The sequence below is a fragment of the Zhongshania sp. R06B22 genome, assembly GCF_040892595.1.
In the GTDB taxonomy this organism is placed as follows: Bacteria; Pseudomonadota; Gammaproteobacteria; order Pseudomonadales; family Spongiibacteraceae; genus Spongiibacter; species Spongiibacter arctica.
The window spans coordinates 719,249-744,745 of sequence record NZ_JBFRYB010000001.1 but is presented as its reverse complement, the minus strand read 5'-3'; the positions used below and the strand labels follow the sequence as shown (position 1 = coordinate 744,745).

19 protein-coding genes are annotated in these 25,497 nt (G+C 49.2%); 5 read left to right on the top strand and 14 right to left on the bottom strand.

The window, feature by feature from the left end; translation table 11 throughout:
• Positions 1–15 precede the first annotated feature (15 nt).
• The 3 genes from AB4875_RS03360 to AB4875_RS03350 all read right to left on the bottom strand — a co-directional run bounded on the left by AB4875_RS03360 (position 16) and on the right by AB4875_RS03350 (position 2,297).
• Complete coding sequence (locus AB4875_RS03360; protein WP_368374631.1) at positions 16–885, bottom strand: OmpA family protein; 870 nt, start codon at positions 883–885, stop codon at positions 16–18.
• 220 nt (positions 886–1,105) lie between these two features.
• Positions 1,106–1,912: a DUF4126 domain-containing protein gene (locus tag AB4875_RS03355; protein WP_368374630.1), complete on the bottom strand. Its 807-nt coding sequence runs from the start codon at positions 1,910–1,912 to the stop codon at positions 1,106–1,108.
• A 4-nt stretch (positions 1,913–1,916) separates the two neighbouring features.
• A complete protein-coding gene (locus AB4875_RS03350; protein ID WP_368374629.1) occupies positions 1,917–2,297 on the bottom strand; it encodes a DUF4345 family protein in 381 nt (126 codons plus the stop codon).
• A 134-nt stretch (positions 2,298–2,431) separates the two neighbouring features.
• On the opposite strand from AB4875_RS03350, the gene AB4875_RS03345 reads away from it, so the two are divergent.
• Complete coding sequence (locus tag AB4875_RS03345) at positions 2,432–3,217, top strand: DUF2889 domain-containing protein (RefSeq protein ID WP_368374628.1); 786 nt, start codon at positions 2,432–2,434, stop codon at positions 3,215–3,217.
• Between the two features lie 200 nt (positions 3,218–3,417).
• Here AB4875_RS03345 and AB4875_RS03340 read toward each other — a convergent pair whose 3' ends face one another.
• Positions 3,418–4,125, bottom strand: coding sequence for an SIMPL domain-containing protein (locus AB4875_RS03340; protein ID WP_368374627.1), 708 nt, complete (start codon positions 4,123–4,125; stop codon positions 3,418–3,420).
• A gap of 104 nt (positions 4,126–4,229) precedes the next feature.
• Between AB4875_RS03340 and AB4875_RS03335 the strand changes: the two genes are divergently transcribed.
• The 4 genes from AB4875_RS03335 (at position 4,230) to AB4875_RS03320 (ending at position 8,314) form a co-directional block, all read left to right on the top strand.
• The gene (locus tag AB4875_RS03335) at positions 4,230–5,678 is read left to right on the top strand and encodes a coniferyl aldehyde dehydrogenase (RefSeq protein ID WP_368374626.1); all 1,449 of its coding nucleotides are present in this window, start codon (positions 4,230–4,232) and stop codon (positions 5,676–5,678) included.
• A gap of 137 nt (positions 5,679–5,815) precedes the next feature.
• Positions 5,816–6,265 carry an ATP-dependent zinc protease family protein gene (locus tag AB4875_RS03330; RefSeq protein WP_368374625.1) on the top strand — a complete coding sequence of 150 codons (450 nt, stop codon included), beginning with the start codon at positions 5,816–5,818 and terminating at the stop codon, positions 6,263–6,265.
• Positions 6,266–6,333: 68 nt separating this feature from the next.
• On the top strand, positions 6,334–7,239 hold the full coding sequence (gene rimK, locus AB4875_RS03325) for a 30S ribosomal protein S6--L-glutamate ligase (protein WP_368374624.1): 906 nt from the start codon (positions 6,334–6,336) through the stop codon (positions 7,237–7,239).
• A 10-nt stretch (positions 7,240–7,249) separates the two neighbouring features.
• Positions 7,250–8,314: a succinylglutamate desuccinylase/aspartoacylase family protein gene (locus AB4875_RS03320; RefSeq protein WP_368374623.1), complete on the top strand. Its 1,065-nt coding sequence runs from the start codon at positions 7,250–7,252 to the stop codon at positions 8,312–8,314.
• A gap of 82 nt (positions 8,315–8,396) precedes the next feature.
• Here AB4875_RS03320 and AB4875_RS03315 read toward each other — a convergent pair whose 3' ends face one another.
• The 10 genes from AB4875_RS03315 to ahpF form a co-directional block, all read right to left on the bottom strand.
• The gene (locus tag AB4875_RS03315) at positions 8,397–10,694 is read right to left on the bottom strand and encodes a DUF6351 family protein (RefSeq protein WP_368374622.1); all 2,298 of its coding nucleotides are present in this window, start codon (positions 10,692–10,694) and stop codon (positions 8,397–8,399) included.
• A gap of 288 nt (positions 10,695–10,982) precedes the next feature.
• On the bottom strand, positions 10,983–11,462 hold the full coding sequence (locus AB4875_RS03310; RefSeq protein WP_368374621.1) for a hypothetical protein: 480 nt from the start codon (positions 11,460–11,462) through the stop codon (positions 10,983–10,985).
• Between the two features lie 293 nt (positions 11,463–11,755).
• Positions 11,756–13,246, bottom strand: coding sequence for a type I restriction-modification system subunit M (locus tag AB4875_RS03305; protein WP_368374620.1), 1,491 nt, complete (start codon positions 13,244–13,246; stop codon positions 11,756–11,758).
• Positions 13,247–13,395: 149 nt separating this feature from the next.
• Positions 13,396–15,243 carry a hypothetical protein gene (locus AB4875_RS03300; protein ID WP_368374619.1) on the bottom strand — a complete coding sequence of 616 codons (1,848 nt, stop codon included), beginning with the start codon at positions 15,241–15,243 and terminating at the stop codon, positions 13,396–13,398.
• A complete protein-coding gene (locus tag AB4875_RS03295) occupies positions 15,236–15,733 on the bottom strand; it encodes an ABC-three component system middle component 2 (protein ID WP_368374618.1) in 498 nt (165 codons plus the stop codon). The genes AB4875_RS03300 and AB4875_RS03295 overlap by 8 nt, the downstream gene beginning before the upstream one ends.
• A complete protein-coding gene (locus tag AB4875_RS03290; protein ID WP_368374617.1) occupies positions 15,723–16,817 on the bottom strand; it encodes an ABC-three component system protein in 1,095 nt (364 codons plus the stop codon). The genes AB4875_RS03295 and AB4875_RS03290 overlap by 11 nt, the downstream gene beginning before the upstream one ends.
• Positions 16,814–18,697 (bottom strand): GIY-YIG nuclease family protein, encoded by a 1,884-nt coding sequence (locus tag AB4875_RS03285; protein ID WP_368374616.1) that lies wholly within the window; start codon positions 18,695–18,697, stop codon positions 16,814–16,816. Before AB4875_RS03285 ends, AB4875_RS03290 begins: the two co-directional genes overlap by 4 nt.
• A gap of 130 nt (positions 18,698–18,827) precedes the next feature.
• Positions 18,828–21,656, bottom strand: a complete 2,829-nt coding sequence (locus AB4875_RS03280; protein WP_368374615.1) for a type I restriction endonuclease subunit R — start codon at positions 21,654–21,656, stop codon at positions 18,828–18,830.
• A 552-nt stretch (positions 21,657–22,208) separates the two neighbouring features.
• Positions 22,209–23,372 (bottom strand): Fic family protein, encoded by a 1,164-nt coding sequence (locus tag AB4875_RS03275; protein WP_368374614.1) that lies wholly within the window; start codon positions 23,370–23,372, stop codon positions 22,209–22,211.
• Between the two features lie 491 nt (positions 23,373–23,863).
• Entirely contained in the window at positions 23,864–25,465 is a 1,602-nt protein-coding gene (ahpF, locus tag AB4875_RS03270; RefSeq protein ID WP_368374613.1) for an alkyl hydroperoxide reductase subunit F, read from the bottom strand.
• Between the last annotated feature and the right edge of the window lie 32 nt (positions 25,466–25,497).

Here is a 25,497-nt window from a genome sequence, read left to right as displayed (position 1 = left end):
CATCATGATTCGCTATTATTGGTCGCGCTCTACTATTTTTAATTCTACTCGGCGATTCTTAGCACGCCCTTCTGCGCTGGTGTTTTCGGCTCTTGGCGAGTTTTCACCGTAGCCTTTGACCTGCAGGCGCGATCGCTCAATGCCGAGACTGTATAAATAATCACGGACAGCCATTGCCCGCGCCGCCGATAAACGCAAATTATAATCTGCGTTACCGACATTATCGGTAAAGCCGCCGACCTCAATAAGATTCGCCGACGACTGTCGAATCACCTCGGCAACATTGCGAAGAACTTGCTGCGCCATCACACTCAACTCTTGGCTGTCGTTGGCAAAATAAACCCCCTCTAGCGCCACTCCGCGGGGACCGTCGAGATAACATCCGTTGCCGAGCACTTTGATCCCTGCCGGGGTTTTTAAACACTGGTCATCTTGATCACAAACACCATCGCCATCGCCATCACTGCAGCGATATGCTTTGGTCTGAATTTGTCCCACCACAAATACTGGGTCTAGGTTAACAAGGGGAACTAAAGCCGGCTGATCGTCCGCAGGTGCAGGCGCAAAGATCACTGCCACAACATTACTCACCACGGACAGAACCGGCGCATCCATGGCCAATAAGTTACTGCTTTCCTGTGCCGACATGCTCAAGTCCGTTGCGGCGCCATCACCGCCAAGGACGCCGTCAACCACACCGTCTAAGGTCGTAATCGTATCGTCCAGCTCAATTCCCACCGCTGTCGTCACCGGTGTCACAATGGCAAGAATACCGGTTTGAGTCAGTACGTCTCGCAACAAACCAGCGTGAGCCGGCCCGCCAAAAAGCAGCACGGCTAAGAATAATGCGGTTATATATGAGTAATTTGTTTTATGTTCCATCATCTAGACAACTCGACCCCTGAACGCCGCCTCACCTCCGTGATACAGCGTGTAAATTAACGAGGGCCCGATCACACTATTTGATATTAGTATGAGCAGGCCCCGCACAGATTAAATCGTATTTATTACAGCAGCGCATGATGTTTATTCGCGATGACGCCCCTTTTCACGCTAGGGCGTCTTTCAGGAAGGTGTTTTGTGACCATAATCACAAAATAACCCGCTATGCCAACTCATGTTTTGCAATCACCGACGCTTTCGCCTGCTCAAATTCCATATCGCTCAGGGCACCAGACTTATGCATAGTGTCCAGTCCCTGAAGCGCATCCACCAGCGACTGACTTGATGACGCTGCTGTCGACTCTGGGTGCAGCGCCGCGCCCTTAAGCGCAGAAGGATCTTCTATTGCCTCGCGGGTCTCATCCGTCAAGCCCAGCCACTGGCCAATCTTGCGAAAAATTCGCGCAATCCCCCGCCACAGTTTTGGCAATAGCCAAATAAGCAAAAATAGGAATGCAATAAAACCGATCAAGAACAACACCGGGTGATTTAGCGCCAACCATAGGCCACCAAAAACCGCGACGTCTTCAGAGATGGACGCCAGCCAATTACTAACCGGCTCCGGAGAAGTATTAATTAGCACTCGCGTACTGGCCTTGGCCGCATGCGTTACCGATGTGACCGAGCCACCAACGATACCTGCCGCAAGCTGCAGTGCGGGGGTAACATCACCGACCGTATTGGCAGCGAGCAAGGCGCCAGCCGGAATCCGGATAAAGGTATGCAAGGCATCCCAACCGGTATCGACGCCAGGTATTTTGTCGGCGAAAAATTCCACCGCGTACATCAATCCTGCAGCCAACATCACCGCCGGGTCCTGCACAATCTGCAAATTTTCCGGAAGTTCAATACCGCCGGTAGAGCCAGCAAAACCTAACACCAGAATGGCAGCATAGAGATTAAGACCACTCGCCCATGCCACCCCCATCGTTAGGGAGATAACCCCAATTAGCTGCTGATATTCTTCCACTGTCTTATTCTCCGCTTCGCTGCAATCCACGAGCTAGGAGCAAGCATATCGCCACCGCGCTCAACTCAAAGGTCAACACTGCTAAGGTATATACCGATATATTACCGTCCAGGGCAACTCCCACCAAGCGACCAGCAGCAATACCGCCGAGAATAACGCCATTTAAAAACAAAACATGGCAGCGCCAGTAGGGACGCAACAAAGCCAGTAAAGTCGCGCTACCGATGGCTAATTCCATACCGCCGTACATCGCCCGCAATTCTGTTAGGCCAGTCGGGGTTAATGCTGCCACCCCCGCATAAGCTTCTAGGGCAGCGGGATCGAATAGCAGCCATGCGCCTATGCCCCACCAAGACAACATCAAATAGATTAAAAATATCGCCATGAAAGCCACTACCTCACTTTGTAATGTTATTTAACGATATCGAGATGACCGAAACCGTCACTGAAATAGACCGCAACGGTCACTCTCTTTAGTCACTAAGACGCTAATATCGTATCTTATTGTGGAGGACACGTATGCCAGCGGCAACAGACTACCCCGAAAACCCGAATTACGGTCAAGGTCGCTATCGACGCCGTATCCGTTTATCGACCACCGGCAACTCCGTTTTTAGCGAGCTTGAGGATACCAATCACGCATTTCGCTGCACAATCACCCACGATGGCGCACACGTCACCGACATTCAAAGCGAGGTCATCCGCATCCCCTTTGACACCTGCCCCGGCGCTGTAAAGCCTATTCGCAAGCTTATCGGCCTAGCACTGTGTGACGATATCCAAGAACTTATTCCACAGGTCGACACCGGCGGTAATTGCACCCACCTGCTAGATTTAGCACTTATGGCTATTCGTCATGCCAGCCGGAAAGAAACAGAGTGGCTATACGACATTTGCATCGAGGACCAGCCCACTGACGAAGCCGTATGTGCGGAGATATTTGCCAACGGCGAGTTAATTCATAGCTGGCAAACCCTAAACTGGGGGATCCAAGAGCCCGCAGCCCTGGCGGGCAAGGTGCTATACAAAGGTTTTAGCAAATGGGCGAACGAGGCCTTTAGTGGAGATGCCAAAGAGGCAGCATTTGCGCTGCAAAAAGGCTACTTTGTATCCAGTGCCCGGCGCTATAACATTGACGCCCAAGCTGGCGATTCTGCCCTTGAACACAGCGATGTGATGCTGGGCGTCTGCTTTAGCTACAGCTCACCGCAAATCGAGGTCGCCAGACGCACCGCCGGCAGCACTCGCGACTTTAGTGACACCCCAGCGCAACTGCTTACTTTCGCTGAGCCAACATTGAGATGAGCCACTTCGCAAGAAGTCACATGCGTACGCATAATTACGAATATTTTCGCGGCGCTATTACGAGTAGTCTAACTTCACTGTCAATGACTAACCCCCTCACCAAGGGTCTCCATAGTAGCACCCCCGCTTGGCACCCATTTTATGGGTGCTTTTTTTATGGACGGCCTTTAAACAATTCAAGGCCGACCGCCGGTTCAGCATTACTTCAGCAAGAACACCACGTTCAAAGTCGCGCTCACGGTTTCTTTACCCAGCAACATCGGCGCCGCGCTCATTTTGGCGTCCATCATAAGCATGCGCTCTTGACGAATCGGCCCCGCCGTCGCCTCATCAATGTGATAAACACCGGCAACTCGACGTCCAAAGCCTGCTGCCAAGACCGCCGCCTTGGTATTGGCATCAGCCATCGCCGCCTGCAAAGCCTCTGCCATCAGGGCATCGCGATTGGACAAATCAAAACTGACGTTACCCAACTCAGTGATTCCCGCCCGAACCAAACCATCAAGCACCGCGCCGTAGCGACTCAAATCATTCAAAGTCAGGTCAACACTGCGCTCCACTCGCTGACCACGCAGCAAACGCTTGCCATCTTGCCATTCGTAGTCGGGATAAATGCGAATCTGCGAGGCGCGAATATCAGTGTCCTGCACTCCCTGCTCGCGCACTGCGGCCAATACTCTGGCAGTACGTTCATCCACCGTGTTCTTGGCATCTACCGCGCTAGCGCGGGTTTCAGAAATCTGCAGCTGCAGGCGCGCAATATCTGGCAAAGCCTCTACTTCACCGCGCGCAGCAACCACCACATGGGGCTCGTTCGGCAAGGTGGCAGCTGTGGCAAACACCGGCAGCAAAGTACACATGACAAGCGCAATATTGCGCATAAAATTAATACCCATCCGACTTTTCATTCGCAAATTCCTTATTTGTTTTTTCAGGCTTGGCCGATAACGGCTACAGCACTTACCCTTAACACCACAGCAATAACATTAACGAGTACGACAGGGAGAATACAATGACTAACCTCAACGAAAACTCAGTGATTTCAGCCATGCGCGCCACTCTCGACAGCCAGCGAGCACTCAGCATCAAAGAGGGCGCTGTCAGTGCCGAAGTCCGTATCGACCGGCTATCACGCGCCGTTGATCTGGTTTTTGATAATCGCGAGGCGATTGTCGAAACCTTGGCACTGGACTTTGGCCACCGCAGCAGCCATCAGTCACTGATGTCTGACATCTATGCAACCATTGAGTGCCTGAAACACAGTAAAAAGCATCTTAAAAAATGGATGAAAACTGAGCGACGTAAAGCGCCAGTCCCCATGAACTTAATGGGCGGCAAGGCCTCAGTCGAGTATCAACCCAAAGGCGTCATCGGGATTATTGGTACCTGGAACTTCCCACTCAACACCGTATTCGCGCCACTGGCCGGCGTACTCGCCGCCGGTAACCGCGCCATGATCAAGTGTTCAGAAGTGACGCCGCAAACTGGCGCACTCCTAGAAACCCTTGCCGCCAAATACTTTTCCAGCGACGAGGTCGCCGTCTTCAATGGCGGACCAGACGTCGGTGCTAGCTTTTCGGCACTGCCCTTCGACCATCTTATTTTTACCGGCGCAACCAGTATCGCTCGTCATATTCTAAGGGCCGCAGCGGACAACTTAACCCCAGTCACCCTGGAATTGGGTGGTAAATCGCCGGTGATTATTAGCAAAAGCTACCCCCTGCAAGACGCCGTAGAACGCATTTTTGCCGGTAAAATTCTCAATGTTGGCCAGGTCTGCTTATCTCCGGACTATGTTTTTGTACCAGAAGATCAATTGGAAGAATTTACTACCGCGGCGAGCACCTATATCTGCAATTTATTCCCCAATCTGCTGGATAACCCTGACTACAGCTCCGTCGTCAATGAGCGCCATTACCGACGCCTGCTGAGCTACATAGAGGATGCCCGCCAGAAAGGTGGTGACATTCGCGAGATAAACCCTGCCAATGAAGATTTCAGTCTGCAGAAGGGCACTCACAAACTCCCGCTCACCTTGGTCATAAACCCCAGCGATGACATGCTGGTTATGCAAGAAGAGCTCTTTGGCCCCATCATCTGTGTCAAAACTTACACCACTGTGGATGACTGCATCGCCTACGTTAACGCCAATCCCCGGCCTCTGGCGCTCTACTATTTCGGCAAAGACAGCGCGGAACAGCGCCACATTCTGGACTCCACGGTCTCCGGCGCCGTGACCATTAACGATGTAATCTTCCACGTTAGCTGCGAAGACTTACCCTTTGGCGGGATTGGCCCCAGCGGCATGGGCAGCTACCACGGCTTCGACGGCTTCAAAACCTTTAGTCATGCCAAAGCTGTATATAAACAAAGCAGCATCAACTTGCAAAAACTAGGTGGCATGCTGCCCCCCTATGGCGAAAAATGCGATAAGACCCTAAAGACCATGATCAAAAAATAAGTCCCTCGCCTCATAAGCAGTGCTGGCGGCCCGCTCACGCTAGCACTGCTCTGCAAAAATACCATTTCTAAACGCTATTCCCAGACATTCTAAGTCGCTATGCTTGCCGCTTGAGATGTCTCTAACAGGGGTATGGCTTGGCACAGAAAATATTGGGATGGCGCGAATGGGTCAGCCTACCTGACCTAGGAATCACGGGTATCAAGGCAAAGATCGATACCGGTGCCCGCAGCTCCTCACTTCACGCTTTCAATATTGAAAAATTCGATGTAGATGGCGAGCCGTGGGTGGCGTTCAAGGTCCACCCCTTACAGCACGAAGACAGCACTACCGTGTCATGCAAAGCGCGCATAAAAGACTACCGCCAAGTCACTGATTCTGGCGGTCACCGCAGCATGCGCTATGTTATAGAAACCACTATTTGTATCGGCGAAGAACAATTCACTGCAGAAATGACCTTGGCAGGCCGCTCTGAAATGATGTTCCGCATGTTGGTGGGTCGCACTGCAATGAGAAATCGCTACACGGTAGATCCCAGTAGGTCCTACTGTGTTAGCCAGAACCCCCCAAAAAATATCGGGAACTAAATACGCCTTCGGCGAATCACAGCACGCCACAGCCAATATATCCGCAATAAGATCAAGATGAGCTCATTATGAAAATAGCAATACTGTCACGTAATCGACGCCTATATTCCACCCGTCGCCTAGTTGAAGCGGGCACCGAACGAGGCCACGAAGTGCGCGTCCTAGACACTCTAAAGTGCTATATGGAACTCAGCTCTCGCGAACCTATCGTGTGGTATAAGGGCGAGCAATTAGAGCATTTTGACGCCATTATTCCCCGTATTGGCGCCTCGATAACGCCCTATGGTCTGGCCGTTATCCGCCAATTTGAAATGCTAGGTACTTACAGCCTCACCGAGTCAGTCGCACTTGGCCGGTCGCGGGATAAACTCCGCGCGCTGCAACTGTTATCTCGCAAGAACGTGGGCATGCCAATATCAAGTTTCGCCCACGACGTTCACAACACCAAAGAACTGATCAAGTTGGTGGGCGGCGCACCGGTAGTCGTTAAGCTACTGGAAGGAACCCAGGGGCGCGGAGTTGTACTGGCAGAAACCGCCAAAGCGGCCGAAAGCGTTATCGACGCATTTCGCGAGCTAAAGGCCGACTTCCTTGTGCAGGAATTTATTAAAGAAGCTGGCGGCGCCGATGTGCGCTGCCTAGTGATAGGCAAAAAAGTGGTTGCCGCCATGCAGCGCACCGCCGCGAGTGGCGAATTTCGCTCTAATCTACACCGGGGCGGCACCGCCGAGTTAACCCGCCTAACTCCTGCTGAGCGCGCCACGGCCGTTAAAGCCGCCCAAATTATGGGACTGAATGTTGCCGGCGTAGATATTTTACGTTCCTCACGCGGGCCTTTAGTCATGGAGGTTAATTCTTCGCCAGGTCTAGAGGGTATAGAAACCGCCAGTAAGAAAAATGTTGCCGCTGAAATCATAAAATTCATAGAAGAAAATGCTGCCCCAAATAAAAACAAAACCCGAGGAACAGGCTGAGAAAGCCAGTATGAAAAAATTAACTATAGCCGGCGTCGAGATTCTCGCCGGTACTCGCCAGCAGATCGAATTGCCGGTCGCCAAGCTCTACACTCACACCGAGCTATCCATGACGGTGAAGTCGATACGCGGCCACCGAGAAGGCCCAACGCTATTTGTTAGCGCGGCAATTCATGGCGACGAAATAAACGGTGTAGAGATCGTTAGGCGCTTATTGCAACACAAGGCGCTGCGCTCAATACGCGGAACACTGCTCGCCATTCCCATCGTTAATGTTCACGGCTTTTTAAACAACAGCCGCTACCTACCCGACGGCCGCGATCTTAACCGCTCATTTCCGGGCTCACCAAAAAGCTCATTGGCCGGTCGCATGGCGCACACCTTTCTCAATGACGTGGTATTGCAGTGCACCCACGGCATCGACTTACACACCGGCGCCAGACACCGCAGCAACCTACCCCAAATTCGCGCCGACATTAAAGATAAAAGCACCCTCGCCATGGCCGAAAGTTTTGGTGCACCGGTGATTTTACACTCGGCAACACGGGACGGTTCGCTGCGAGAAATCGCCAGCGCAAATAATATCCAAGTCTTACTTTACGAGGCCGGCGAAGCGCTGCGCTTCGACGAAGTTGCCATCCGCGCCGGCGTCAGCGGCATTCTTAATGTCATGCGGCATATCGGCATGCTACCCGCCTCGCGAAGCAAAAAACCAAAACGCAGCAGTATGATTACCGGCCAGTCGGCATGGCTGCGGGCCACTAGCAGCGGAACCTTAAGCGCGCTGGTTCCACTGGGCGCGTTTGTCGCCAAAGGCTCGGTACTCGCTATTATTTCAGACCCCCTTGGCGACAGTAGCTCTGATGTGGAAATACTCGCCAGTGAAGACGGCATTGTGATCGGCAGAACCTTTTTACCGCTGGTTTACGAAGGCGACGCGCTCTTTCATATTGCCAAATACAAGGCCGATATCGAAGAAGCGCTGGAACAGGTTAATGCCTTTAGAGAAGCCTTTGAGCCGGAAATCTACCCCATCGCAGATGACTACGACGACCACCCACCCATTGCGGGCTAAGTGAAAAAATGGGGCCAAGCTGGCTTTTTCACCAGGGCCCCATCTGTTTCTATGACTTAGTATTCCAACTAAGGGACTACCGCTACTGCCAACCAGGCGTCCAAGTCTTACTAAAGGCTGGGCTAGCCCAGCCAGCGGGGAAATCTGCCGGCGCCATTTGCTCACCGCCAGTAATTACATCGCCGCTATCATCTTGATACTTCAGCCAGGTAATCGTCCGCTGCCATTCTAGGGGCCGTTTCGACCAGTCGCACACACCGGTGGCGAAAGTTTGCTCTAGCAGCTGCCAGTCCGCTTCCTGCCATACGACATTGCCTAAACCGTAATCATCAGCGCGGCTAAACGGTTTTAACTGGCACTGCACCTGATCACCATACTTGTCGGCGCCCGCCTGAGTGCGCGGCGTACCAAACACCAGCATAAGCTCTTCTGGACACATTTGACCGGGTACACCACTACACTGGTCCTGCACACTGGCAGGCTTGTTACTAACGACTTTCTCCGCCAGAGGCGCATTGCTAGTATCGGCCTCAATAGCATCTAACCAAGACGCCATGGCGACCAGAGATTCACTCATATAGCGAATATCTCCTATCAAAGGCGTTGCGCCACCCCAGTGAACGAAGTTATCGCGGTTGCCGAATTCGCGCTCAAGACGCCAGCGCACCCAATAGCCATGCACACTGTCGTGGGCAGCGCCAGGATCAGGCCCGGTCATATTAATAATCGGCACCGTATCCATATTAACGACAGTATTCAGAATGCCTGTGCGGTAAGCATTCGGCAGCGCTGGATAGTCCGGTTTTAAACGCTCAGCGGTCACATTCAAGCTGGGATCAAGTCCGCCAATATTGGCGTTCAGCTTTAAAAACTGATCAGGGAGGAGAATGCCTTGCTGCAGGGGAATTAGGCCATATTGCACGCCCTCATTGCCCAGTGGAAAACCAGCAAAACCATAGCCGAGATCTTTTTCAATTTGCGACCAATGATCACGCAGCTGATCCTCGGCCGGGAAGCGCTCACGCTCACCAATCATATTCTGCATAAACGTCAGCACATCACAGCGCACGCCATCCGGATTGGTGTCTTGATCAAAACGCTCTTCGTCGCTGATACCACCACAACTAGACGCGGGGTCAACCGCCTCGGCAAACAGCGCCGAGTCAGCAATTGACGCATTCACAATACCATTGAGATGACCGTAGACCTCGTTCTGTTGAAGTACCGTAAATAGCGTACCGTCGCGTGCCAAAAGCGCCGGATCATTCTGATTGGTTTTAAAATAGCGCAGCAAAATATGGTAGTCCGCAAACTGGGTAGCAGTACTCATCACATCTGGATAGGTGCAGGTGGTTAGCAAACCCTGATAAAGACCGGGGTAGGCATTGGCAATCATATTTTGAGTGATCGCACCGCCGGAACAACCTGTACCCACGGTGTAACGAAGCTCACCGTATTGCTCTATAAAGCGCTCTTTCGCCATCATCAGCGATTCCGCCTGATAGCTGAGATTGCAATTATGGCCAAGATTCAACTGCGCGGTAGACAACACCGACCAGCCCGAGCCCAGCGCCGTAATATAAGACTGATCGATCAGCGGGTTACCTGGAATCGTGCCGGAATAATCGTCCGTTTTCGGCGAAGCTGTATCGCGATCACCACGGCAATTGCCGCCGTGGGTAACTAACAGACGACCATTCCACTGAGACTGAGGCTGCAGCGGTGTCCAACCTTCACCTACCTTCTGTAGAGTAAAAATCGTGTACTGATCCCGCGCTTGATAGCCAATTTCCTGACGCACAATAAACGGCAGAGTTTCGCCAGTATCGGTAGTCGTCATTGCCACATCGTCCGGCGGGCTTTCCGGGTCGTAGGGCTGCAAACCACCGTTTAGCGGATTGGTAGATTTATACAACCATTTGTACTCCACCGGCTGATTACAATCCTCATCGGCGGCGGTATCTTGGCAGTTCCAAGGTTGAATATGAGGGCCTGTAAACACCGGCCCACCCGAGGGATGATTTACCACGGTAAGGTCATTGCCAATATTGGTACTGAGGGTATTGTCGCCCACGGCCAAGCCGTCAACCACACCCAATAAGCGCAGCGGGTTGTCTGCCGTCGCTTGCAAGACACTGGTGACATCGCTGCCATTGCGCAGCAATACCAACTCATCCGCCGCCGCGGCGTTATCTAAAACCACTTCCACCAACACGTCACCCGCCGACACCAAGTCAGGCCGGTTCGACAACACCCTAAGCTGCGCCGTGTCTTCCGCCGTGTCTCCGGGGCCAGCTCCTGACCCACTAGAACTACTAGAGCTGCCGCCGCATCCGGCCAAGGCCAAGGCAACAAGAACCGTTATTATTTTTCTATTCACTGCTAATACCCTCTGCTCGCACGCAGGCGAGCTGTTCTACTAAACAAAATCGCTACGATACTTTATAGCGAAAATGTGCAGTGTCAACTTACATAGTGTTAAGGGAGTATAGACGGCAACAGAAAAACAGTTGGGATTAGCGGCGATAAGCGGGAAGCGCTGACTATTTAAGCGGGTTAAGGGAATGAGATGTTTTTAAGGCCGCGCTTGATGCAGCAACATCTAAACAAGGCAACGAAGGGTTTTGGAAGAGGGCTAGAAATGATTATAAGATCAGCCCTGTAGTATCTACGCAGCAATATTCTTTGTTCCCGATGACGCCCAAGCTGCGAGCCAGTCATTGCGTCGATACACAATGTACGTCGCCACAGCCAAATCAAAGGTTGCACAGAATGCGCCATAGGCGAGTGGTACCTGCGTGGATTGCCTACCGCCGAACACGTCTGCTCCGCTGTGCTGATGAACCTCATGAAGAAGATCCCACGCGCCATGCAGTGCATAGCCGGCGACCAGCAATATTGGAAACTTTATGCCGAGGCAAGCCAAAATAGCAAAGGCAGCAATCGCTGTTGTTTCGAGACGCCATGCCGACTCGTCGCCAAAATAGGAAGTGAATGCAATATAGAACGCAGCGATAAAAATGAGAAACACGCCATACAAAGCAGCCTCGAACCGAACCGGCACAAAACGGTAGGAGAGATACATCGAACCAACCGCAGCCAAAACGCCAACGCTGACATACAAGATCATGATGATTGCTAGTGCCATAGTTTTCTCAATCGATCGCGTTAAAATAAATGGTATTTACACGGCCCAAAGCCTGCTTATGGAAAGACAGAAAAGCATATTTCTGTCGGGCTCTCACTTTTACCAAATTCTAATCTACCTTCGTGGCCACCTTAGTAGACTTAGAAATGCTTCAGGCAATCATTACGTTCAGCCAGTTGCATACTCGATCGCTTGTCAGCTTCCTGATTGCTCTTTTTTACCAGGTCAGGAAACGGCCCAACATATTACACATATCTAGAATACGTCTAGATATTTCTCCCGAAGAAAACAACTCATAAGCCATCGCCATTGCCTAAAAGCACCTCTTCAACAGATCGAAACTCCTCCAGCGCTGCCGCCAACTGTTCAACTATCTCAGCGGCCAATACTTCAGGCGCAGGCAGGTTTTCGGTATCTTCTAGCGAATCATCTCTCAACCAGAAGATATCGAGGTTAGTTTTGTCTCTGGCTATGATTTCTTCATAGCTGTAGCTTCTCCATCTGCCCTGTCCTTTTGCGCCATCCCAAGTAGCTTTGCGTTTGCTAATGTCATCGGGTTTGTAGAGTTTGATGAATTCCTCGAAGTCGGTCTTTTTGAGGCGATTGGTTTTTAGGGTCATATGGATATTAGTGCGAAAGTCATAGATCCAGAGCTTTTTAGTCCAGGGGTTTTTTGAGGCAGGTTTATTGTCAAAGAAAATAACATTCGCCTTTACGCCCTGTGCATAAAAGATACCCGTGGGTAGGCGCAGAATGGTGTGGAGGTTGGTGCGCTCTAATAAATTTTTGCGGATGGTTTCGCCGGCGCCGCCTTCGAAGAGGACGTTATCGGGTACAACGACGGCAGCTTTGCCGTCGATTTTTAGCATGTTATAGATATGCTGAACGAAGTTAAGTTGTTTGTTGGAGGTGGTGGCCCAGAAGTCCTCGCGCTCGTAAGTGAGTTTTTCAGATTCGGCTTTACCGGTTTTTTCGCTAATAATGGTAATGGAGCTTTTTTTACCGAAGGGTGGATTGGCTAAGACGATATCCACCAAATCTTTTTCATTCACTTCTTTGGCTAAGGCATCCTGACTAATAACAGGGCATTCGCCGTCGGCGCTGCCTATGCCATGTAAGTAGAGGTTCATGGCGCATAAGCGGGTGACGCTATCGACGATGTCATTACCGCGCAGAGCGCTTTCACGTAAATGCTTTTGTTCTTTTTTTGAGGTGGCTTGTGGGGCCATATAATCATAAGCCGCCAACAAAAAGCCGCCGGTGCCGGTTGCAGGGTCGGCGACGGTGTCCATTACCTTGGGCTGCATTACGTCGACCATGGCCTGAATTAAGGCGCGCGGGGTAAAGTATTGGCCGGCGCCGCCTTTTACATCCTGAGCGTTGCGCTCTAGCAGGCCTTCATAGATCTCACCTTTAACGTCCACCGGCAAAGTTGACCAGGCTTCTTTTTCGATGAGCTTGATCAGGCGTTCGAGCTTGGCCGGGTCTTGGATTTTGTTTTGCGCCTTGCGGAAGATAGTGCCTAACATACCGTTTTGCTTGCCCAGCTCTTCGAGGGTATGGCGGTACTGAATTTCCAGCGCATCACCGTCGAGCTTGACCAGTTTTGACCAGCTGTATTTTTCAGGAACGGCGACTTGTTGGCCGGACTCTTCGCGTTCATCGGCCATTTTCAGGAAAATGAGAAATGTTATCTGCTCTACATAGTCGCCATAACCTACGCCGTCATCGCGTAAGACGTGGGCGTAGTTCCAGACTTTGTTTACGATCTCAGACGCACTCATAGATAACTTTTCTCAATCATATTAACAGTAATTTTTTCGACGGGAGCCTTCAGCCATACAAAAAGACCGCAGCATACGCCATCGTCACGCAATACGTGAGCGTAGTTCCAGACTTTGTTGACTATTTCTGATGCGCTCATTTAGCAACTCTACATAGGGAAAAGACCAAACCTGCCTTCTTGAGGATTTTTAGTGAAAATATGTAATTTCATATTTTCTTCAAATTGCTCTGGTGGGTGCTCGTTCTCGACAATAATAATCTGGCTATCGGAGTGATTATTAATAAGGTAAGAATAGAATTTATCTTTCAAATTAGACCCAACCAAATTATCGTCATCACCCTCAGGCTTGTAATATGCCAGCAAGGGTGAATCCAAAACAACAAAACCCGGATGTGGCAAAGAGTTCTCCTTGCAATATTCCATTAAACCAATAGTAACTGCCGCATGCGTTATTGCCCTAAGCCCCTTCCCACGACTACCTCTTGGCTTACCCGCTATGACAAAATCTTTTTCAGACTCATCAAAATAGATATTTGAAGATTCAGGAAAATCCCACTCCGTCAGAATATTTTCAACCACCTTAGAGAATTTGTTTAGTGTCGCCTTGGATAACTTTGTAGGCTTTATCTCCTCTACATCTTCAGTATCCACATTTGCTAACTCAACCCTTTTTTTCTCTAGCTTCGCCAAACGTAAAAACACATCTAGCCCGAGTATCACTTCATTCCTTTTTTCCATTAAGGCGCTATATTCTCGCTGGCTATTTTGAAAATCAGGTGAAACTGCATCACGTATTTTCTCATCTACGACCTTGTACTCCTCCTCAAATCCTCTCAACATCGGGAAAAGATTCACTTTTTCTACTTCCAGCTCGCCTACAGTTCCATCTAGATCTAAAACTAAAATGTTTATTTTTTCTATCTCCATTTTTGCTGCCAATACAACGCCTTCCACGTTACCGTCACAATCCTCATCATGTTGCTTCTCATCTACTAAAGTCCCACATAAAGGACAAGGTGACTTGTCATAATGAACAAAGAGAGATCCAGTTTCCTCCACGCCTTTCAGTCTTTCAATATCACTTTTATAATGCTGCTTGAGCAAACCGAATCTCTCTAACATTTCATCAATTTCGGAGTTTCGACTTCTAATTGCCTCCTTTGAGTCGAGAAAATTTCGCCGCTGCTCTATCAATGTATTTAAACTCGATTGAAAGCTCGCCATCTCTTCCTTCTTTTGATCGATAGAGGAAAATAGCTTTTCCAATTGTTCATTAAGCTCATCTTCATCGATGTTTCTACTTTCTATCTCATCGCTTTGGTCTGCGATCATTTGATCAAGCAACTCAACCTTTGCGGCTTGGCCAACAATCCTAGTCTCGTCTCTCTCTGCCGGAACAATCGCGCTATCGTCTGCACCAGTTAACAAAAGTTTTAAAGCCGAATATTCTGCTGTTTTAGATACTGGATTACCTGTTAAAAAAGGTGATGTGTTTTTTATTATTTCACTCTCATCCACCACAACCAATCTAGCTAGGTGCCTAAAACTAAGACTTACAGTATCGCCGTGAGCGTTCTTTCTAAGCCTTTTCTCAAACAACTCAATTCTTTTTAACAACCAACCAGATAGGTTATCAGTCGCACCATGACCATGCTTTTGTTTTATAGGTACACCTCCATCAAACTGAAGTTCGTCCCCAATAATATCCTTATATAAATTGAAATTACCGCCTTCCGAGCTTCTTTCGAAGGTAAACTTTTCTTCATTGGCCAGTTCCACAGCTAATCTAATTCGATCATAGCCAACACGCTCAGGTATATCTCTTAGATCCTTATTACCACCTAACATAAAGTCAATTGCCTCAATTAAGAATGACTTTCCTGTATCTGAAGCGCCACACACAACATTCAATCCAGCATCAAAGCCTAATACAGCAGGCTCCTTACTATCACCCAAGAAAGCTAGCTTTCTCAATTGAACAAATTCATTACTCATGCATCTCTCCCGACCTTGCATTTACAGGCTGAAATTGACTAGTCCAGTGATCAAAAAAACCTTTAACCATTACCTTGATTTCAACTTCAGATTTTTCACCAAAATTTTCAGCTACCCAATCCGCTCTTTCAATCAATTTAACTAAATATGGTGACGCCAGGTTTGATACAAATGAATAAGACTTATCACTAGCCATGTACTCGATACCAGTATCTGTAGCAATACGAGTTAACAAACCTCTACTCATCATTAACAGAAGTCCTTTTTCGACAATCTCTCTTCGCACGAGCAACTCACCTGCCCTCATTGGCAAAGGTGCATGCAAACTCTCAGGGCCATTTACATCACCTGAATGAACAGTTAAATAATCAAAGTCAACCAACCTATGCAAATCAACACTATTTGGGAAAAGCGAATGAAGAATAATCACTGACCTAACACCAGACTCAAGAGAGCTATTAAAAGGCGATCTTTCAATTTTATTCATCATCAATTTTCACCCATTTCAACCTTTTTTGGTTTACTAGTTGATGACAAATACCCTGCTTATCCTTTAACCCTGTTACTGAACGAAGAGGACTCGAATCAAAAGACAATTTTGATGAATGATTCACCGTAGCTGTCATTCGTTCAAATCCATCGAGATAACTCATTTCACATATATCAACAACGCCTTGAAAGACATCTTCTTGCAAATTTTCATATGTACCAGGAGGCACATTGTCTCTAGAAAAGTTTCTCAAAGACTCAGCCGAATAAAACCTTTCACGCTGCCTTTGCAGGTTCTTTTGATACGAACCATTTGCATCAATCCATCTATCATCCACCTCCACTTTTTCCTTGTCTCCAACAGCCAATAGAATTTGTTGGATATAAATCTGCTCCTTGCTATGAGCTAAGTCTGGAGGAGACTCACTCTCTGGTCTTGGTGGCAACCCACCTCCAAATCTCACTGCGTGAAATGGTGTTTTAGCATGACTCGCGACCATATCTAAAACTGAAATAGAATCAAATATACCGAAATCAAAGGTTTCAAAGTGATCTAAAAGCTCATCAGTTAGGGGCGCACTAAAAGTTGTTGATATTTTAGACTCAATTTTATCAGCCCAGTTTTTTCTAATTTCTTCTTTTAGTTTATTAGGTTTTGCAATTAACATTGCTAACGAAGTGCCTAAACCCTGTGGCGCAACAAAGTAATACTTATTCGGAGTGGGATAATCCCCTCTATGCGAATATACGATGACCTTCCCAAATTCTAGCCAGACATCGCCTGGGTATAAAGAATGATCATAAAATTTGCACTGATAGTTAACCCACCCACCCTCAAAAGTATGGTCTTTAATGAAACAAGCTACATCTAAACCTTTATCACCAGCACCGCCAAACCTTTGAACCTTATGATAAGAACCTTTAAGTGAATATGCATATTCTTCGGAAAACTCCTCCCACTCACTGTCAGAAAACTTTTCAATCCTCGACTGTTTTGGCATTGGAATACCAGCGATAACATGCTCATCGCTGTAAAGACCATGCGGAGGATTCGGCTTTATTTCCCTTAAATCACTCTCACTCACTGTAGCGCTCCACTGAATGCCGAAGCCAAAATCGACTGTTTGTTTTTCTCTGCTTTCAAGAGGTGGATATCAACCTCAACATCTAGTCGTTTCATAGCTTCAAGTTTTCCAGAAACGATATTTGCTATCTCTACTTGCTCGTCATAAGGCGGCAATACAGTTGGACATTTTTTCACATCACGTCCGGCCACTCCGGATTGCCCTGCTGTCGTTTTCGTTACTGAACGAATAAAATCTTTGGAAATCCCACAATTAAGAGATAATTCCAAATAATCAGTGCAGAGTTTTTTTGTGCTCACAGGTCTAGCTCTCATCAACTTATCTGGATAAACCGTTTTATTTTCCAGTCCTTTTACCTTTCCGCACACCCCAACAAACTCAGGGTTTCCGTTATAACGAGTAAGCAACAAGTCACCATCTTCTATTTCAAAGTCCTTTGAATCAAAATTTTCAGGTAAGAAACGGACATCATCTTTGTATACAACCATAGGCCTAACGGCACTGATTCGAAGTATTGCTAAGCCTTTAGCTTCGGACGGTTTTTTTGAAATACCATTTTTTAATTCCAAAATTAGCTGCTCAAACTGGCAAACAATCCACTCTTCAGGGACTTCAAACTCAGAATCAAAAGCTTCAGGGTCTTTATACTTCCCCTTCCACCCATCATCCTTCGGCACTTTACCTTTCGCTTTAAACTGCTCAAGCTGCTGCGCTTCCCATTTTTGGCGGCGCTCTAGCAGGATGCGTTCTAGCAGTTGGCTGGCGGGTTCAAACCTTCGATTATTTTTATCACGTATTTCGTTTATCCATTCACGACCGGAACCCGACTTAAAATACTTTTCGCGCTCAACGGCTTCTTTTTCGGTTTCAAATTCTTCGAAATGGATAATCGAAACAGGCTTGTGCTCTTTAGTCCATTTTGCGCCTTGTCCAGATAAATGCTGATCTATTCGCATGTAAAGGTTCTTGGAAAACCCCTTATAAAGAGAACCATTCTCGCACTCCAAAACATAAGCAAAGTATTTATCGCTATTTTTGGGCACGAGCTTCCCGCACTTATTTCTAAACAGAGGATCACGCCATCCTGCCTGCCGGCCAGGCAGGTGTTTGGTGAGCTCACCGGTAACGGCGGCCTTAAGGACGGATTGGCGGTATTGTTTGAGCAGTTGTTTGGCTTTGTTGAGGGCGGCTATGCCGGCGTCGATATGGGAGAAAAGTTCTTCGATTTTGGCGACGATGCGTTTTTGTTGTTCGGGCGGGGCGACCGGTATTAATAGCGGCTCAATATCCCCATGATTTATTTGTGGCACTATCGCTCCGTCCGCTATAGCGCCCAGATCAACTGTTTGAAACCAATACCAAAAGTACTTCTTGTCAACTCCAACGGGGAAAACACCCATCGTATTTAAGTCATAACCACTAGGCTGAAAAAGAACCCTTTTCTTATTAGTAGCAATTGCACCGCCTCTTTTAGGGAAAATCACCGTACCCTCTGGCTGTACATGTAATTTTAATGAGTTCAGCTGGCCCACAGTAAGATAGGTGTTTGCTTTATGGATGAACAGCTCATTCCCCTCTGTGTTCATGTCCCCAACTTTGAACCAAGGTATACCAGCTTCACCCTCGACATCAGCAACGCCCTTAGGAGTCTGTCCACTGATTACAAATCCAACTTGGGCAACTGATGCCCAATACCAATACTCAGGGAGGGCACCAACGCCATCAATATCTGCGCTTCGCGGTTCTTTATATTTTGCTTTCCAAGCATCTGATTTAGGGAGCATGCCGCGCCTATCCATACGTTCAAGCTCAAGCTCCTCCCAAGTAGCGCGCCGGATTTTTAAAATCTCGTTAATCGGGTTACTTTCAACAACACTCATGCAATGAGGTATCCATTAAGCTCCTGCACTATCACAGGTAATTCACTCAGCACATCCATGTGCTTCGCCCTACGGGCAACGTTCGTTGTGCAAAACGGCTGTGCTGGCGTTTTGTCTTTACACGCCGGCATCATGCGATTAAGTACCCGTTTAATTCTTGGACGATTGTATTGAGCTCTTCACCAAAAAGTTGTTGTGCTTTTAATAGCCCACCTTCGCCTTTGCATTCGGGTATTAATTCAAAATCATCCATTTCAAATTCGGCGTTATTGGCGATTTGGTCTTTGATGCGTTGCAACCACACTCTCTTTTCATCGCTGAAGGCTCCTTGCTCTGCTTCTTGCTGAGCCAACCAAGTCTCAAAACGCAGATTGACCAACTCAGGAAATGGCTCCAGCACATCACTTAAACCGGTAGAAAACCTAATTAAGCTAACAATATTTGTAAGTAGCTCTTTGGCGGGTACGCCTTTGACTTTGGCCTTTTCCAGTTGCTCGTAGGCCTTCCACACCTCTAATGGTGCGATATTGTAAGGGGGCTGTTTTATTTCTTCTGCCAGCTCTTCAATTTGTTGGTAGCTTAAATGGCGCTGGGTATAGGGTTTGGCGTAGATCAGCTGGATGGCATCGAGTTCGTCTTTGTGTTCTTTAATAAAACTTTCGTAGCGGCTGATGATGCCCTGGGCTTTTTCGGCATCGTAGCCGGCCTCTAGCAATTCATCGGCGCTGTCGTCGACCAGTTGATCGGTGTCGCGGCGCAGGGTTTCTAATAGCTCACGCAAATCGGGGTTATGAAAGGGTGTAATGGCCGCGTCGGCCAGTGGTTCATAGACGGCTTTGCGTTGTTCGTCGCTGACTTCATCGCTGCCGTATTGGGCTTTGAGTTGTTCAGCGAGAAAATCGGTATTGCCTGCGTGGACTAATTTGGCCGCGACGAGGGTTAGGTTGGCCTCTTCTGTACCCTTTATACCCTCTCCTCGGTCCTCTCCCTTAGGGAGAGGATGGCCCATTATCTTTTCTAATAATTTATTGATTTGCTTACGCTGGCCGTCGCTGAGTTTCATATCTAAACGGATTAAGCGATTGCCCAGGGTTTGCAGGCTTTCGGGGCTTCTATCGCCCATGGCGATTTGCTGCATGAGTTTTTCGGTAGTGACTGAGGGTTTGCTCTCAAGACTTTTTGTTTCGGTTTTGTCGGTTTCGGTGACGCCGACGGCATCGACCAGCACAAAGCGGGTTTTGGTGGGGGCATCGGGTGTGACTTTAAGCAGTACGTCATCAGCGATGACGCGGGTGCCACGGCCTTTCATTTGTTCGTAATAGGCTTGGCTGCGAACATCGCGCATAAACACCAGGCACTCCAGCGGTTTGATGTCGGTGCCGGTGGCGATCATATCGACAGTGACGGCGATGCGCAGGCGTGGGCTGGTGCGGAATTCTTGGATGGTTTGTTCTGCGCCTTTTTTGCCAACACGGTAGGTGACTTTTTTACAGAAGTCGTTGCCTTCACCGAAGGCCTCACGGATAGCATCGACGATGCGATCGGCGTGGTCGTCGTCTTTAGCGAAGAATAGGGTTTTGGGTACCCAACTGCGGCCGGGGAAGCATTCGGGCAGGCAGCGGTCTTTAAAGGTTTGAATCACGGTGCGTATTTGGTTGGGGGCGATCACGCTGCGGTCGAGCTGGGTTCTTTGGTATTGCTCGTCTTCGTCGAGTAGCTCCCAGCGTTTTTGTTTGGTGAGGCGGTCGCGCACTTCGATATTGGTACCGGCCTCCATTAAACCGCCCTGCTCGGACTTTTCGGTTTTAATGCGGTAGATGTCGTAACCGACGTTAACGCGGTCGATGACGGCATCTTCGTGGGTGTATTCCGAAACCACGTTTTGGTGAAAGTAGCCGATGGTTTTTTTGGTGGGCGTGGCGGTAAGGCCGATTAAGAAGGCATCAAAGTAATCGAGCACCTGGCTCCACAGGTTGTAGATGGAGCGGTGACATTCATCGATGATGATGACGTCGAAGGTTTCTATCGGAATATGGGGATTGTAGACCACTTCCTGCGCGGCGATGGTGCTGGCGCCCATCTCAAAAGTGGAATGCTCTTCTATCTCTTCATCCATTTCTTTGCCGCACAATTGTGAGTACATGCGCTGGATGGTGGAGATGGTGACTTTTATTTCATCGCCAATGCCACCGGGGCCAAGGATGTGGGCGTTGTAGAGCTCGGTGAATTTGCGGCCATCGTCGGGCGTGGTGTATTGCTGGAATTCTTTGTGGGCTTGGCGGCCTAAGTTGCCTCTATCAACCAGAAACAATACGCGCTTGGCTTTAGCGAATTTGGCCAGGCGATAGACTTGGGTGCAGGCGGTAAAGGTCTTTCCGGCACCGGTGGCCATTTGTAATAAGGCGCGCTGCTTACCTTGTTTGAGTGAGGCTTCGATACCGTGGACGGCGTCGATTTGGCAATCACGCAGACCCATGGTGTTCAGTGCGGGCAGCTGTTGTAAGCGAGCACGAAAGGTGTCGTTTTGTTCTAACCAGTCTTTTAGGGTTTCTGGCCGGTGAAAATGGAAAATGTTGCGCGAACGTGGCGCTGGGTCGCGTTCGTCGCGAAAGCGAATGACGTGATTGGTGGCCTCATACAAGAATGGTAGAGCTTCATCATTGGCCGCCCAGCGGTGGATATGCTTGGTTTTAGAGGTGGCGTAACGGCCGGATTGCTCGGCGACGTGGCCGAGACTGGCGCCTTCGCGCTTGGCTTCAATGATGCCACAGGCTTTACCGGCTATGAACAGCATGTAGTCGGCAGGGCCAGTGTCAGTATCGAATTCACGAACGGCAACACCAAGGCTTTCATGTAAATTGATGCGTTTTTTGTCTTGGATCACCCAACCAGCGACAGTGAGTTTTTCATCGATTTCTTGGCGAGTTTGCGTTTCTAGCTTGTCTGTGGGTGCTGTCATCGTCACTTATGCCGAGCACGGCTCTCCCTGTGAAGACCGAGATAAACTTGGTAGCCAGAATCTGCAATGACCATCATGTTTAAGTTTGCGCCTAGGATCAAAATATTTTGTAATTATTCTGGGATGCGTTGAGCAAATCCTCTCTGCCCAAAATTTCCGTTAGGAAACGAAAATCAAGTATGGACTAGACCACACAATACCCATATGTGCAATCATGCTTAACCTATAAAAGCGCATCGAATCAATCGGATACAAATTAGCAATCGTTTATTACCGTATTCGTGGCTAGTACCGCTCTGCCATTAGCCGACCAACGCCTTTAATACGCCGGACGTTTTCCCAGTGGCCTTAAGTTCCAGCAGACCTTCGTAACTATCGCCCAACCCTTCTTTCTTGGCGCTGCTCCATTCGAGCTTATCTATTTTGGTAAGCAGTTTATTTTTAAACATCCTAAAAAGGTAAGCTTGTTGATGTACTCGTGATACTCACGCCGTCGCCGCGCAGGCAGGCTACAGAGACTCTATAACTTGGCGACAAGATCTTGTGTGCTCATTAGGTATTATTTATTTGGGTGACGTTTGCTGTAAGGGAAATGGCCAATGCATAACGGGTACTGCGGCCGCCACCGGATAATTTCGCTAAACAATTTTTTTGTACAAGGTCAGCCAGCTCACGGGTGGCGGTGGCTTTACTGACCTTGGCCACTGCCTGATATTTACTGGCGCTGATACCTTGGATAAATTCTTCGCCTTGCGTATCTAACAGACGGTTAAGTACCTTGATCTGGCGCTCGCTTAATACGGTTTGCGCGTGCTGTTGCCAAAAGCGGGTTTTATTGAGTACCCGTTCAAAGCGTTGCAGGCCCTTGGCAATGGCATCTTCTAATACCGATAAAAACCACTGTAGCCATGGAGTGATTTCCAGGTCGCCTTTTTGCGCCTGCTCCAGTTGCTCGTAGTATTCCTTGCGGCGGGCCATGATGGCGGCGCTTAGGGAATAATAACGAATGCTGTTGGATTCGGCTTGGGCCAGCGCGCGGTCGGTGACGGCGCGGGTAACACGGCCATTGCCATCATCGAAGGGGTGTAATGTAATCAACCACAGATGGGCAATGGCAGCACGCAGCAAGGCGTCGACATCCGCAGATGGTTTGTTAAACCACTGGGTAAAACGCTGTAGCTCATCTTCCAAGCCTTGCCGAGGCGGCGCCTCAAAATGCACAGTGGGTTTATCCATACGACCAGAGATGACTTGCATAGGCGCATCGCTGCGCAACTGGCCTTTTAAAACAGGCGTATACAGGGTTTGCAGTTCTGGCGCTTCAGGGAATAAGGCTGCCTGCCATTGGCACAGTGTATTTTGACTAAGGGCTTGATGAATATTACTGGAGGCGTCGATCAGCAGTTTAACCAGTGCTTCGGTTTTCGGGGTGCCGACAAAAGCTGCCTGCTCTAGCCCCAGGTGCCGAACGACCGAGGAGCGCACGGAGGCGGCATCCAACTTTTCGCCCTCTATTTCACTGGTGCGCAGGGCGGTTTGTACTAGCGCATCCAAGTGCGCGGCCTGGTTTTCTGTGCTTAGGGATTCTGACTGGCCGAGCAGCCGCCCCTGTTGCAGGCGCACTCGCTCTAGCTGCGGGCGCAAGGTTTCTTCCCGCCAGCGAAATGCTGGGGCGGTGCCCTGCTGCCAAGCCGGAAGTTGCCAGATGTATTGCATAGTTGCGTACACTGCGCGTGGTTATGACAAATTGCTGTAATGGCCTTGAGCCAAATAAAGCCTGCATTTGGATCACAATATGAGCCGAATAATAAGCGCTATTCGGCTCAAAAGCCAGAAGCCTGGCTGATTTTCCTTATATTAGCGCCATTTTCACTGACGATTAAACTGCTCTAGTAGTTCACTGACAAGCTGCCTAAACAGCTTATTCGCTCGATAAATACCACATTGGTGCCGAAATATGCCCCAGACCGCCCTTATGTCAAATTAGGGGTGCATTGTCGACATAGTGTTTTGCTTATGCCCGAAACTCGCTTAGCTTGATATGCAGCTTTGTTAGCAGATAGTCGTATTAATGGCAGAGAGCTAATGCCAGTGAGCTACCTCCTCTCAGTGAAAAGGCAAGAGGAAATGGACTTTCCATTGATCAATATCCAGACAAAAAAAGCCCCTCAAATGAGGGGCAAAGAGGTGTATAACATTTACTGTGGCTAGGCCGCCTGCCCCTCCTCAGTTTTTACTGACGCCACCTGCTCATCAACCACTTGCCGAATAAGGTAGTCAAAGGCACCCAGCGCTGCCGTTGCGCCGCTGCCTACTGCCACAACAATTTGTTTGAAAGGCACGGTGGTCACATCACCCGCCGCAAACACACCGGGTATGGATGTTTCGCCGCGCGCGTTAATTTCAATTTCGCCACGGGGTGTTAATGCCACACTGCCTTTCAAAAACTCGGTGTTGGGTATCAAACCGATCTGCACAAATATACCCGCTAGAGTGACGCTCTTCGCGTCGCCGGTTTTGCGATCTGTGTACTGCAAACCGGTAACACGTTGGCCATCGCCGAGCACTTCTGTGGTTTGGGCGCTGGTAATAATTTCAATATTTTTCATCGACCGCGCTTTGCGCTGCAGCACTTCATCTGCGCGTAATTTGCTGTCGAATTCCAGCACCGTGACGTGCGCGGTTATTCCGGCAAGGTCGATTGCGGCCTCTATACCTGAATTACCACCGCCGATTACTGCAACGGATTTACCTTTAAACAAGGGGCCGTCGCAATGTGGGCAGTAGGCCACACCTTTACCACGGTATTCCTGCTCGCCGGGTACATTCATTTCTCTCCAGCGCGCGCCGGTGGCTAGCAGTACCGAACGGCTGCGTAATACTGCTCCGCCTTCAACACTAATTTCTATGCTTCCGTCTGCTGCAACGTTCAACGCAGATGCCTTGTGGCCGCGCATAATATCGACATCGTAGGCGCCAACGTGGGCTTCTAGATTGGCGACTAATTTAGGGCCTTCCGTTTCGCTTACTGAAATAAAGTTTTCAATGCTGACGGTATCTAGTAATTGGCCGCCGAACTTATCGGCTAGCACGCCGGTATGAATACCTTTACGCGCTGCGTAAATAGCAGCCGATGCGCCAGCTGGGCCGCCGCCGACAATAAGCATGTCAAACACGCCCTTCTCATCCAGTTTCTTAAGGCTGCGTGCACCGGCATTTTTGTCGATTTTCTTCAAAATATCGGCCAAGCCAATTCGGCCTTGAGAGAACTGCTTGCCATTCATAAAGACGGTGGGAACCGCCATAACCTTGCGATCATCTACCTCTTGCTGGAACAGCGATCCGTCGATCATTTCGTTGCTGATTTGCGGGTTGATTGCCGCCATCATATTCAGCGCCTGAACAACTTCTGGGCAGGTCTGGCAGCTCAATGAAATATAGGTCTCAAAGCGGTATTCGCCGTCGAGCTTGCGCACTTGTTCTATCAAGTCTTTATCGACTTTCATTGGGTGCCCGCCGCTGTGTAAAACGGCTAATACCAATGAGGTAAATTCGTGGCCAAGCGGTACACCAGCAAATCGCATTTCTGTGCCTTTGGCTACTGAGCGCACGCCCATTGCCGGACGGCGCGCCGCAGTATCTTCGCCCTGAACAACCGACACCAGGGCAGACAGCGCTGACACGTCGTTCATTAGGGTTTCAAGCTCCCGGGATTTGGCTTGGCCATCGAGATACGCGACCAGCTCTACCGGAGTTTTAAGATTTTGGAGGTAGGCCTCCAACTGGCTTTTCATTTTCGCGTCTAACATGGTGACTACCTCATCCCGTAAATTGGTTTTTT